Genomic DNA, 13,191 nt, shown 5'->3' with positions numbered 1-13,191 from the left:
CTTTAGTCAATCGAACCTTTAGGTTTTTGGTTGCTTTCAATTCAATTTTAAGTTATTAAAATAAATTAAAAGGCAATTACCCGGAATAGCGTTTATGCTATATTCTAATAGACCGGACTTTGCAGGGTTTTGATTAGAACAACTTCATTCCTTGCAGGTAAGCGGTATTTTCGCTACATTTGAACAAAAAATGCACAGGTTACTGTACCGGTTTTTCGCATTTTGTTTACTGTCGGCTGCTTTAGTTGTGGTCTTTGCGTTTGTTGTTAAACAAGAGGATCAGCCCGGCCCGAACCGGGCAGACGAGATTTCGCCCGATAGCCTGATGGGAAAGGCAAATGAGATGGGCAAACTACAGCCCGACTCGGCTATATTTTATTATGAAAAGGCGGCACTGGGTTTTCAGAAACAGGGGGCATGGGCTGAATGGTTTGACTGTATCAACAAAGTTCGGGATCTGTACAAAACGGCTCGCAAATATCAGGCTTCAATAGACTATATGCGCAAAGCCTCACATACAGCGTTGACCCAAATCGGGGAAACTGACACCATTACCGCAAAAGTTTTTACCAGATTAGGAACGGCTTATGACCTTGCCGGTAAATATGACAGTGCACTGATTGCGTATTCGAAGGCGGTTTCGGTTTTTGAAAAGTACAGGATTGAAGATGGCACAGTCGCCACACTGCAAAAAAATATTGGCAATATTTACGGGAGGAGGATGGACTACCAACAGGCAACAGACCACCTTGGCGAAGCCCTGCGCATAAGACTTCAACTGAGCGATCATGCGGTGGCAGCAAGGATTTACAACGATTTGGGGGTTGTTTACCAAAACTGGAAAGACTTTCCAAAAGCATTAGACCAATACAATTTAGCCTTGAAACTCATCAGTCCGGACGATGTGTTTCAGGCAGTTGTTCAAACCAATATCGCTGATTCCTATCAGGGTTTAGGGTTGTTTGAACAGGCTTTAAAAAATCTGAATCAGGCCTTAAACCGGTTTATCGTTCAATATGGTCCCGAACATGAGTATGTTTCTGCGGTCTATCTTTCGATTGCCCAAATTGCACAGGAGCAGGGTCAAACAGAAGAAGCCATCGGCAAGTATGAAACGGCATTGTCTATTGCCCAAAAACTTTACGGAAACAAACACAGGGACCTTATCCGAATTTATACCTCAATGGCAGAAGTTTATGCCGAAAAACATCAGTTTCTTACATCCCTCCATTATCAACAACAGTCCCTGATAGCATTGCTTCCATCGTTTAACGATACTTCTGTTTTGGTGAATCCATCAGAACAACAATTTATTCCTGACCCCTGGCTGTTTGATGTGCTTCAGTCGAAAGGGGAGCTTTGGCAACAGCAGTACCGCTTAACACCCGATACGGTATTGCTTCAGCATGCCCTCAACTGTTTCGGATTGGCTTCCAGACATATCAATTATATGCGGAGAAATTATTCCTCAGAACTTTCTAAACTGAAACTTGCCGATTTGACCTATCATAATTTTGAACAGGCTTTGAAAGTCGTAGTTGAACAATATCGCATCTCGTCAAACAAATGTTGGATTGATACTGCCCTTTTGTTTTCGGAGCAATTCAAAGCCGCCGTATTGCTGGAAAGTGTAAAGGACAACGAAGCCCGGTTGTTTGCCGACATACCTCCCGACCTGTTGGAGCGCGACCTTCAATTGCGTGAAACACTGGCACAAACCGAACAGCAACTGTTTGACCTTCAACAACAAAAAGCCAGCCCCGATACACTGAATAAAATTAACAAACAGTTGTTTGAATTGCGAAAACAAAACCGTCAGCTCAATAGTCGTATTGAACAGGATTACCCGGGGTTTGCCCGTTTAAAATACGAAACAAATACGCCCGGTTCCAAAGATATTATAGAACATCTGTTGGACGATAAAACAGGATTTATCGAATATTTTACCGCCGATTCGGCCATTTATGCCATCGTCATCAGCAAACAACAGTCTTTTATTGCGGTGCTTGACAAAGATAAAGGTTTTGACAGCAGCATAGATACCCTTCGCTCCTTGCTGTCAGACCCGGGTTTAGCACAAAGACAACCTGACGAGGCGTATCGCAGTTTTTGCCAGAATGCCTATTACCAGTACCAAACCTTGCTCCGTGAACCCTTATCCAGGTTGCCTGAAGAAATATCAAGGTTAGTCATCGTTACCGATGGAATTCTGGGCTATCTGCCTTTTGAAGCCTTGTTAACAGGCTTGCCGGAGGTTTCTCAACCCGATTTCAGAAACCTGACTCCGCACTATTTAATACAACGTTATGCCATCAGCTACGGTGCCTCGGCAACCTTGCTTTTAGAACAACAAGCAACCCGCTCCAAAAGGGCTTCGGAGCTTTTTGCCGCTTTTGCCCCCAGTTATTCGCAACCCGATAGCCTGACAACCGCTCAAAACAAAGTAGCTGAATTGAAAGGGGCCGCAGCCGAAGTCCGGCAAATTTCAGAACTCACCGGAGGTCGGGTGCTGAGCGGCAACGAAGCCTCAAAAACGAATTTTAAAAATCAGGCGGAACAGTATCAGATTTTACACCTCGCCATGCACGGTACGGTAAACGATGAAAACCCGATGTATTCTTACTTGCTGTTTACCCAAACTCCCGCCACGCCAAACGATTATGCCCGGCTTCATACCTACGAACTTTATACCATGAACCTGAATGCAGACCTCGCCGTATTGAGCGCATGTAGTACCGGAGAAGGGAAGGCTCAACGCGGTGAAGGAATTATGAGCCTGTCGAGGGGGTTTATTTATGCAGGCTGCCCGGCTATTGTGATGAGTCTTTGGAAAGCTGCCGACAACGGCACTCAAAAAATTATGACCTTTTTTTACCAAAATCTCCTTCAAAACCAACTTAAAGACATCGCTTTGCAACAAGCTAAACTCAGGTTTTTGACTGATGCCGACCGCATCACCGCCAATCCGTTTTACTGGGCTACTTTTGTCCTGCTCGGCAACGCTCAACCCATCCCTACGGGGTACAGCTTTGCCTTTTGGGCATTGTCAATTTTTGCATTGATCGGGCTGTTTGCTGCCTTTTTCCGGATTTGGAGGAAAAACGGGTTTAAAAAATTGAATATTGGCGGTTAGCGCCTTTTTTAAAGGCAATTCCCCTAACGGCAGTATTTACATCGAGTTAATGGTGGTTTGTGAAGCGCTTAATGCCAAAAACATTCTCCGCAAAGCCTCGATGCAGGTGCGCATTGACTCAATGCGCCTCTGCAAAAGAGCACTGCATCCCTGCAAAGACTTAAATCGCCCCTGCAATGACTTATTGCACCCCTGTTTTGAGTTAATGTACCCCTGCAACAGGTTATTGCACCCCTGCAGTGATTTGATGCACCGCTGCAAGGATTTAAATCACCCCTGCAATAACTTATTGCACCTGTGCAAAAACTTATTGCGCCTCTGCATTGGTTTAAAGTGCCCCTGCATTGAGTTAATGTACCCCTGCAACAGGACATTGCGCCTATGCTTTTTTTTGATTGACCCGACTGTCCTTCGCAATGATGGTAGCCGGCAACGAGAGTAGCGGCATAGGTTGGAGAAAAAAAGGAGCAGAATTGATTGCCCAACCCTATGGCAGTTTTAAACCTTTATTGTTCAATCACTATTTTGGTTGTAACCATTTCCTGGTCTGTTTGGATGCTGACAACATAAACTCCACTCAGGAATTCTGACAAATCTATGGTTTCAGTTTGATTTGATGTTGTTTTTTGGCTAACCACACGTCCGGTCATGTCGCTGATGGACAATTTGCGGGAATTGGTTTCCGAAAATCCGACGTGTAAAACTTTATTAGCAGGGTTTGGGTAAACTGAGATGCCTTTTTGTTGCAGAGTTTCAAGGCCAACAAACGCATTTACCGTAACCTCAAAACTACAGGGTTGGTTATTGCCGGCGTTATCGGTAATCAGCCAGCTGATAGTAGTAGTTCCCTCGGGAATTTGTGCGCCGGCAAGTGAAAAAGAGACAGTGTATAAGTTCACTACGCTTGCAATTCCGCAGTTATCCGAAGTTACCAAGGGGTCAAATTCGATGCCGTTTACGGTATAAAAGTGCGATTCGTCAGCATTAACAGTTTGGTTCCCAACACAGGTAATTGTGGGGTTAGTAACATCGTCAATTACCACATTTTGGGTTTGGGTTGATGAAGTGGTTCCGCTGTTGTAAATCCAGGTAACGGTGGTGGTGCCTTGTGCAAGAATAGGCAAGGTTATGTTGGGCGTACCTGTAACCGTATTTCCGCAACCATCGGTGGCGGTAGGTGGTGTTAGAGTTGTTACCAAACACTCTGCCGTAACATTGGGCAGGGTGGCTACATTGGGTACGGGCGGGGCGGTGGCATTGCACTGCTGAAACACCCGCACATGTCCGGCCGCCTCACCGTTTCCGGAATTGTAGGGTGCGCCGATAGCAACAATATTGCCATTAGAATTTAAACTCACACTAATCTCCGGAAATTCGTTGAGATCTTCGCCTGCAATCGTGTTGCCTGTTTGGAACCAATTGCCCGAAACGTTTTCATATACTTTTGTAAATCCGGCATCGGCAGTACGTGCCCCAATAGCAATTTTGTTGCCATTGGCATTTAAACACACCGAATACCCCAATTCGTCAAACCAGTCGCCTTCTATATTATCGCCTATCTGTGTCCAGGTACCCGTAATGTTCTGAAACACCCGTACCAGCCCGGCAGATTGTCCGCTATAATTGTCATTAGGTGATCCGATGGCAAGAATATTGCCGTTGGCATTTAAGCTAACGGAATATCCCGAGAAACTCTCCGGACTTATCCCGTTTATATCTTGGCCAATTTGTGTCCAGGTGCCCGAAATTTTTTCATAAACCCGCACCTGTCCGGCAGCAGGAGTTCCGTTATCGCTATTTCCAAATGCACCAATAGCTACGATGTTGCCGTTAGCGCTTAAACTGACCGAACAGCCCGATTGGTCGGATTCGTTTTCGCCAATTATATCTTCGCCGGTTTGTGTCCAGGTGCCCGAAATGTTTTCAAACACCCGCACCTGTCCGGCCCATGCAGCGTTGACAATAGACCCAATGGCAAGCGTGGTTCCGTTAGCACTTAAACTGATAGCGCTGCCGGATTTATCGCCGGCAAATTCGCCGTCTATATCGCTGCCGATTTGTGTCCAGTTGCCGCCAATATTCTCAAATACCCGCACCTGTCCGGCATCTGTTCCGTTTCCGTCGTTCATTGGCGCGCCAATGGCAAGGATGTTGCCACCGGCACTTAAACTTACTGAAAAACCCGATTCATCTTCTGCTGCTTCACCGTTTATATCGTTGCCTATTTGTGTCCAGTTGCCGTCAATGTTTTCGTACACCTTCACCTGACCGGCATCATTTCCGTTGGTAGCGTTATATCGTGCGCCAACAGCAAGGATGTTGCCGGTAGCGTTTATACTGACTGAGCTGCCTGATTCATCATCTACAGCTTCCCCGTCAATGTCGTTGCCTACTTGTGTCCATGTTTGTGCTTTTACACCAACCATAGCTAAGAGAACCAAAAATGCGCATAAAAAAATGCTTTTTTTCATGTTTCTGTTTTTAAAGAAATTGCAGATATTATTGACCGAAATGCCTGAAGTGCAACTGAAATTTGTTTATGTTGGCGAAAGTTTTAAAAATAGAATGCCTTGCAATTGCTTAAACAAATAGCAACATTCGAAATACTATCTGCCTTACACACAAAGGTATGTAAAAGCATAAATCAATCACTTTTACATTGGTAAATATTTTTATCGCATTGCCGGCAACGCTAAGTGCTGTAACGGAGTTTCGGATAAACCCGCACCGCATTTTCCCAATCAATACTCAGGAATCAGATGAACCTGTTTAAGGGATGGTTCCCCTTTCAAAAATCAATTACCTTCACTGCCGCCCATCCATATTGCGTTCTTATGCCGGATAAGAGCTTAGTCGGTCGCCTGAAAGAAGAAGGTAAAACAGGTGTTAGGTTTTGGTAATTCCTTTTGCTTCAAAACCTGACAAACAACCATTTTGTTTTTTGACTATTTGGGCACTTAGCAAATACTGTCTATCTTTACCGTGTTTCAAATTAGACAACCAATAGTAAACATCACCAAAATTGCAGGCACTCCGCATAAGGTAAAGCTTTTTAAAGTGCAGTTAGTTTTAAACTAAAGATAGCAAGAAAGAACACTATGGAGCAAAAAATTGAACAGATAGCGCGCAAACTTTACGAGGAAGGTATTGAAAAAGCCGAAATTGAAGCGGCGGCTATCGTGCAAAAAGCCAACAAACAAGCCGAAGCAATCATACAACAAGGGCACGAGGTTAAACAAAACCTCATTGCGCAGGCAAAAACGGAAGCCGAACTGCTGAAAAACCGCACACATGCCGAGTTGCAGTTGGTAATTAACAATGCTTTAGAAAAATTAAAACAAGACATTGCCCAACTCATTACACAAAAAGCGGTTAACCACCCCGTGGAACAAGCCCTCAATAGTACCGAAACTATGGCTGCATTGCTTACAGTAGTAGTGAAACAACTTTTTTCGGGCAGTAAGGAGCAAATCAACATTCGGGTAGCACCGGAGCAGGAAGCCCGGATTTCAGGTATTTTATCCCGCCAATTAATTGCCGTTTTAGCACAGGAACCGGTAGTTGTGCCTGATAAAAACATTGTTTCAGGATTTAAAATCGGAAAAACCGGGGAGAACTACATCATTTCATTTACCGATGAGGACTTTAAAACCTATATCGGCAATTTCATGCACCCAGAAATAGTAAAAATTTTCCGCAACGATGAACAGTGAGGCCCGAACTTACCATGGAATAGTAAGCAGTTTACCCAACATATCATTAGATGGTAACACGCCTACCGACGAGCAAAATCTGGCAACCCGATATGCCGACTTTATACACCCAACCGACCTTTGGCTTCTGCAACTGGCATATATGCCTGCCGACCATGCCAACCTGCTGAATAAACTGTACAGCCGTAAGTTGCCGTTTAATCAAAACGCCAATTTTTCCCCCCAACAATTAGAAACCATTATTGCCGGAAAATGGCTGCCCTACCCGTACCTGAACGACTTTTTTACCCATTGGTGGCAACACCACGGCAAAGCCGAAACCTATGCCGATTCTGAAATAGAACTTACCCATGGTTTTTACCGGTTTTTACTTAACTGCGGCAATGTTTTTTTGCAGAAATGGAGCCGGTATGTGCTGGAACTCAATAATTTTTCGCTCATGCAATATAAAGCCCACGGATTGCCCAATATGCGCGACCAATTGGTTGCCCAGGATGAAGTGGCGTACTTAGTGGGCAAATATCAGGCAATGTCTGAACAGGAAGCGCTTATTCCTGTAACCCAAACAGCCGAAATCTGGAACACCGAAAACCCTATGGAGCGCGAAAAAATGCTCGACACCCTGAAATGGCAGTTTATTGAAACCGAACAGTTTTTTTACTTTTTCGGGATAGAAAAAATAATAGGTTACGCCTTACAACAGCAGATATCGCATCGCTGGTACCGGTTAAATCAATTACAAAACCTGCCGTCATCCGGCTTGCTGCTGAAAAATATCCTGTCAGATCTTGTAGCCCAACTTATCCAACCAATTCACCAAACACAGGCCAAGCTATGACCACCACCGGCAAAATAAAAGGCATCATTGCAAATCTGGTTCTCATTGAGCCTAACGGAGCAGTAATTCAAAATGAAATCTGCTATATTTCTACCGGTAATGAAGGAGAAAAATTAGTGGCCGAAGTTATTAAAATTACCGGAAATAACGTGTTTGCACAGGTTTTTGACAGCACGCGCGGTTTACAATGCGGCGCAGAAGTGCAGTTTTCGGGCAACCTGCTGGAAGCGTATCTTGGACCGGGACTGCTCTCAAAAAACTTAGACGGCTTACAAAACGACCTCGACAAACTGGAAGGTTTGTTCTTGCAACGGGGTAAACAAACTTTTCCGCTCGATGATGCCCAACTTTGGTCATTTGAACCCATAGCACAACCCGCAGCCACCCTGAGTGCCGGCGACTGGTTGGGCACAGTACCCGAACACGGGCTGCAACACGTAATTATGGTGCCATTTAACTTGCAGGAACATTACACCCTGCAATGGATTGCGCCTGCAGGTCAATATACCATTCACGAAACCATTGCCGTTCTTACCCACCAAAACGGCAAAGAATATCCGGTAAGTATGGTGCAAAAATGGCCGGTTAAACTGCCGCTAAAAGCCTACCGGCAAAAACTGCGCCCTGCCAGACTGCTCGAAACCGGTATTCGCATTTTAGACACCCTGCACCCTATGCTGGAGGGTGGAACGGGGTTTGTTCCCGGCCCGTTTGGGTGTGGTAAAACCGTTTTGCAACAATCAATTGCAAAACAAGCCAATGCCGATGTGGTGGTAGTGGCCGCCTGCGGCGAACGAGCCAATGAACTGGTAGATATCTTTGCCGAATTTCCCGAACTGGTTGACCCCAGAACCGGAAACAAGCTCATAGAACGAACCATCATTATTGGCAATACCTCCAGTATGCCTGTTTCGGCAAGGGAAGCATCGGTTTATACTGCCATGACCATTTGTGAGTATTACCGCAATATGGGTTTGCGCGTGTTGCTGTTAGCCGACTCCACGTCTCGTTGGGCACAGGCGCTGCGCGAAATGTCGAACCGCCTCGAAGACTTGCCGGGACCCGATGCTTACCCGGTAGATTTACCCGCGGTCATTTCAAATTTTTACGCCCGCGCCGGCATGGTAACACTCAACAACGGGAACACCGGTTCCATTACCTTTATAGGAACCGTTTCGCCGGCAGGCGGAAATTTTAAAGAACCCGTTACCGAAGCAACTAAAAAAGCTACCCGCTGTTTTTATGCCCTCTCGCAAAGACGTGCCGACAGCAAACGCTATCCTGCCATTGATCCTATTGACAGCTACTCGAAATACACAGATTACCCCGAATATATTGAATGGATTTCACAAATTGCAGGCAATAACTGGCCGGAGCAGGTGCAGGAACTCAAAAACTACCTTATGAAAGGTAAAGAAGCCGCCGACCAGATTAACATTTTGGGCGACGACGGCGTTTCTACCGACTACCATCTCCATTTTTGGCGCGCCGAACTCATTGATTTTGTGCTGTTGCAACAAGATGCTTTTGATGAAGTTGACCAGCTAACACCACTTACGCGGCAACAGTATATGGCCCGCTTATGCCTTGAAATTTGTAAACAAAACTTAGTTTTCGACAATTTTGAAGAAACCCGGAGCTTTTTCAAGAAAATACTGAACGCGCTTCGCCAAATGAATTATTCCCAGTTTAACTCCGATGCTTTTACCAACTACGTCAATGAGGTAAACCAACTAATGAACCTGCGCCTTGCCCTTCAAAACAACCAATAACCCGCCATGAAACTGAAACCATTTTTAAAACGGATTACCAAAATTGAAAACATTACCAAAGCCACCTGCACCCTGATGGCCAATGAAGTAGGCTACGAAGAACTGGCATTGGTTGACGGGCGACTGGCGCAAGTCGTGAAAATTAAAGGTTCCGAAGTAACCCTGCAAGTATTTGCCGGTGCCGAAGGCATATCTAATTTTGCCGAAGTGGTGTTTTTAGGGCAGTCGCCGACTTTAATGGTTAGCGATAAACTTACAGGCAGGTTCTTAAATGCCTACGGCAAGCCTATTGATGGCGGACCCGATATAGAAGGCATCGAAACAGAAACGGGTACTACTTCGGTAAATCCGGTACGTAGAAAGCAGCCTAACACACCTATATTTACCGGCATTGCAGGCATAGACCTCAATAATACGCTGGTAACAGGGCAAAAAATACCCTTCTTTGCCGATCCCGATCAACCCTATAACGAGGTAATGGCAACCGTTGCCATGCGCGCCAATGCCGATAAAATTATTTTGGGCGGTATGGGTTTATCCCACGACGACTACCTTTATTTTAAAGAAACATTCAGAAAAGCCGGAGCGCTTAACAAAATCATTGCCTTTATCAATACCTCCGAAGACCCACCTGTAGAACGCTTGTTAATACCCGACTCTGCACTTACTGCTGCTGAGTATTTTGCCGTTAATTATAAACAAAACGTGCTGGTATTGCTTACCGACATGACTTTATTTGCAGATGCACTGGCAATAGTGGCAAACCGCATGGATCAAATACCCTCCAAAGACAGTATGCCCGGATCATTATACTCTGATTTAGCCAGAATTTACGAAAAATCGGTACAGTTTAAAGATGGCGGCTCTATCACCATTATTGCTGTTACTACCCTAAACCAGGGCGATATAACCCACGCCATTCCCGATAATACCGGCTATATTACCGAAGGGCAGTTATTTTTGCGCAAAGACCCCGAATCCGGCAAAGTAATAGTTGACCCCTTCCGCAGCTTATCGAGGTTAAAACAATTAGTTATCGGCAAAAAAACACGTCAGGATCACCCGCAGGTAATGAATGCCGCTATTCGTCTCTATTCTGATGCCGCCGAAGCACGCGTAAAAATGGAAAACGGCTTCGACCTTACCGATTACGACATTCGGGCCATACAATTTGCAAAAGAGTATGTTACTCAATTGCTGTCAATAGACGTAAACCTACCCATTGATGCCATTTTAGATACAGTTTGGCAACTTTTTGGGAAGTTTTTTACCATAGAAGAAGTATCTATAAAAGATGAATTGGTAAACATATACTGGAAAGATAATCATGAGCCTGCAGTTTCAATACAATAAAATATCGCTGCAACAGGTAGAAAAAGGGCTTAAAATGCGTTTGGCTGCCCTGCCTACCATTCGTTCCAAAGAAAGCGCACTCAGGAACGAAGTGAAATTGCTCCGCCATCAGTTAATCGAACTACAGCAGCTATACCAAAAAGAACTCAACAGCTATTCCTCCTTTGAAGCCTTATGGCAGGAGTGGGAACCCGGTCTGTTATCCGTAAAAAAGGTACATACCCACATATTTAGGTTTGCCGGTGTGGCGGTTCCTCAATATAGCCATACTGAATTTCAGGTGGCTTCGGTGGCATTTTTTAACCGCCCCCTTTGGTTTGTGCAAGGGATTGCCCTGCTCAAAAACTTAACCGAAAAACAAATACAATTGCAGCTACTCCAAACTAAAACAGAATTGCTGGAAGCTGAACGCAAAAAAACCACTCAAAAACTACACCTGTACGAAAGGGTACAAATTCCCGAACACGAAGAAGCAATAAGAAAAATAAAACGTTATCTTGAAGATGAAGACCACCTGGCAAAGGCAGCCCAAAAGTTGATAAAAATGAAAAAAGAAAACCGGTAGTTGCTTATGATTGCACCCATGTTAAAATATGCTTTTTTGGTCTATCATGCCGATTATGCCCGGTTTCTGAAACAGTTGCATAATTTAGGAGTGGTGCATATTGAAACCCTGAGCAACCAATTCTCTGCACAGGCAGAACAAATAGTTCGGCAACTCCAAAAAGTTCACGAAGCACTGGATATTCTGCTTAAAAAAGCACCACCTCAGATAACCGGCACAACCGGCGAAACACCTTTTTCGGGCGGTTCCCAACTCTTGCAATTATTTGAAAACCTTACAGCTCGGGAAAACGACCTGAAAAAGCAAAAAAAAGATGTATCGGCCCAAATTGCTCTACTTGAACCATGGGGAAAAATACCGGCACAGTTAATTCAGTTGCTCCAAAACAGGGGGGTGTTTTTTCATTTTTATAATTGTACGCTTCAGGAATTTAACCCGCTTTGGCAACAACAATACACCATTGAAGCCATTAACCACCTAAACGGAAAAGTATATTTCCTGCTTATTTCAGAACAGGACCTACCCCCCGCGTTGCATGGTGCAGAATTGATACACCTGCCACTTATCAGCATAGAATTACTAAGACACAAGCAAGAGGAGATTGCTATCGGTTTTAATGAGTTAAATGAAGCTTTTAATAACCTTGCGGCGCATGGCTCCTTGTTGTACCAATATGCCGAAACGTTGGAAAACGAACTGCAACACGAAATTGCTCTGCATAACACACAACCCGAAGTTAGCGGCAAGATGATGCTGTTACAAGTTTGGGCACCGAAAAAAAACAGGGAGGAATTGCTCAATTTCCTTAATAAAACAGAAACCATTTGGGTAGAACAAAAGCCGGGTAAAAACGACAACGTGCCCATATTGCTTGAAAACGACCGCTTTAGCTCCCTTTTTCACCCGGTGGTAAACTTGTTTTCATTGCCGGCCTATACCGAAATTGACCTTACTCCGTTTTTTGCACCCTTTTTTATGCTGTTTTTTGGCATGTGTTTAGGCGATGTAGTTTACGGATTGATTATTTTTACAGCGGTTACCCTGCTTAAAAGAAAAAAACAATATGCCCATCTGCGTTCGATGTTTACCCTGGCGCAATTTTTGGGCACATCGGCCATTGTTTTTGGGTTAATTACCGGAACGGTTGCAGGTATTGATTTGAGCAAAGCCAACATCGGGTTGTTAAAGGATGTAAAAGGGTATTTTATCAGCATGAACAGCTTGTTTAATGTTTCGCTCATTATCGGACTGGTGCAAATAGTGTTTGGCATGGCACTCAGGGTAGTAAATAACCTGAAACAGAATGGCTGGCAATACGGTATGTCGCCGCTTGGCTGGATTTTTGGGATTGCCGGGGGCTTATTGTATCAGTTTACTCAATTTGCCGTTCCCGCTTATACGCTTATAGGCATTGGTCTGTTTTGCATCCTAATATTTAGCAACCCACAGGCAGGTTTTATTAAACGCATTGGTCTTGGCCTATGGGATTTATACGGCATAACCGGCCTGTTTGGCGATGTATTGTCTTACGTGCGCCTCTTTGCATTGGGTTTATCTTCGGCAACACTGGGTTTTGTGGTAAACACCATAGCTCTTAGTGCGCTTTCATTACCTCCTATATTAGGCGAACTGGCTTTTTTAGTCATTTTATTGCTGGGGCACGGGCTTAATTTTGGTATTTCAACACTCAGTTCTTTTGTTCACCCCATCAGGCTTACTTTTGTAGAATTTTACAAAAATGCCGGTTTTACCGGCGGCGGTCAGGAATACCGCGCATTCAGGATTAAAAACAATCACAACTCAATATTTTAGAAAAT

At 44.5% G+C, this 13,191-nt stretch carries 8 protein-coding genes; 7 read left to right on the top strand and 1 reads right to left on the bottom strand.

Translation table 11 applies throughout. The features are described 5' to 3' along the window. Positions 1-190: 190 nt before the first annotated feature. Entirely contained in the window at positions 191-3,133 is a 2,943-nt protein-coding gene (locus IPM47_01065) for a CHAT domain-containing protein (protein ID QQS29571.1), read from the top strand. 506 nt (positions 3,134-3,639) lie between these two features. Here the strand turns inward: IPM47_01065 and IPM47_01060 are convergent. Next, positions 3,640-5,604: a T9SS type A sorting domain-containing protein gene (locus tag IPM47_01060; protein QQS29570.1), complete on the bottom strand. Its 1,965-nt coding sequence runs from the start codon at positions 5,602-5,604 to the stop codon at positions 3,640-3,642. Between the two features lie 627 nt (positions 5,605-6,231). Here IPM47_01060 and IPM47_01055 point away from each other — a divergent pair. From IPM47_01055 to IPM47_01030, 6 genes are read left to right on the top strand one after another with little or no spacing between them, the layout of a single operon-like run. Further along, positions 6,232-6,846: a hypothetical protein gene (locus tag IPM47_01055; protein QQS29569.1), complete on the top strand. Its 615-nt coding sequence runs from the start codon at positions 6,232-6,234 to the stop codon at positions 6,844-6,846. After that, a complete protein-coding gene (locus IPM47_01050) occupies positions 6,836-7,684 on the top strand; it encodes a DUF2764 family protein (GenBank protein QQS29568.1) in 849 nt (282 codons plus the stop codon). Before IPM47_01055 ends, IPM47_01050 begins: the two co-directional genes overlap by 11 nt. Continuing rightward, positions 7,681-9,456, top strand: coding sequence for a V-type ATP synthase subunit A (locus tag IPM47_01045; GenBank protein ID QQS29567.1), 1,776 nt, complete (start codon positions 7,681-7,683; stop codon positions 9,454-9,456). Before IPM47_01050 ends, IPM47_01045 begins: the two co-directional genes overlap by 4 nt. 6 nt (positions 9,457-9,462) lie before the next feature. Then, positions 9,463-10,809: a V-type ATP synthase subunit B gene (locus IPM47_01040; GenBank protein ID QQS29566.1), complete on the top strand. Its 1,347-nt coding sequence runs from the start codon at positions 9,463-9,465 to the stop codon at positions 10,807-10,809. Next, positions 10,784-11,374 carry a V-type ATP synthase subunit D gene (locus tag IPM47_01035; protein ID QQS29565.1) on the top strand — a complete coding sequence of 197 codons (591 nt, stop codon included), beginning with the start codon at positions 10,784-10,786 and terminating at the stop codon, positions 11,372-11,374. The genes IPM47_01040 and IPM47_01035 overlap by 26 nt, the downstream gene beginning before the upstream one ends. Before the next feature lie 6 nt (positions 11,375-11,380). Then, a complete protein-coding gene (locus tag IPM47_01030) occupies positions 11,381-13,186 on the top strand; it encodes a hypothetical protein (protein ID QQS29564.1) in 1,806 nt (601 codons plus the stop codon). Positions 13,187-13,191 lie beyond the last annotated feature (5 nt).

The sequence above is a fragment of the Sphingobacteriales bacterium genome, from assembly GCA_016700115.1.
Lineage (GTDB): Bacteria > Bacteroidota > Bacteroidia > Chitinophagales > UBA2359 > UBA2359.
This window is presented reverse-complemented; position numbering and strand designations above follow the sequence as displayed.

Bases quoted from the DNA above. Each gene is read 5' to 3' on its own strand.
- IPM47_01065 (QQS29571.1), top strand. From the start codon at position 191: ATGCACAGGTTACTGTACCGGTTTTTCGCATTTTGTTTACTGTCGGCT.
- IPM47_01060 (QQS29570.1), bottom strand. From the start codon at position 5,604: ATGAAAAAAAGCATTTTTTTATGCGCATTTTTGGTTCTCTTAGCTATG.
- IPM47_01055 (QQS29569.1), top strand. From the start codon at position 6,232: ATGGAGCAAAAAATTGAACAGATAGCGCGCAAACTTTACGAGGAAGGT.
- IPM47_01050 (QQS29568.1), top strand. From the start codon at position 6,836: ATGAACAGTGAGGCCCGAACTTACCATGGAATAGTAAGCAGTTTACCC.
- IPM47_01045 (QQS29567.1), top strand. From the start codon at position 7,681: ATGACCACCACCGGCAAAATAAAAGGCATCATTGCAAATCTGGTTCTC.
- IPM47_01040 (QQS29566.1), top strand. From the start codon at position 9,463: ATGAAACTGAAACCATTTTTAAAACGGATTACCAAAATTGAAAACATT.
- IPM47_01035 (QQS29565.1), top strand. From the start codon at position 10,784: ATGAGCCTGCAGTTTCAATACAATAAAATATCGCTGCAACAGGTAGAA.
- IPM47_01030 (QQS29564.1), top strand. From the start codon at position 11,381: ATGATTGCACCCATGTTAAAATATGCTTTTTTGGTCTATCATGCCGAT.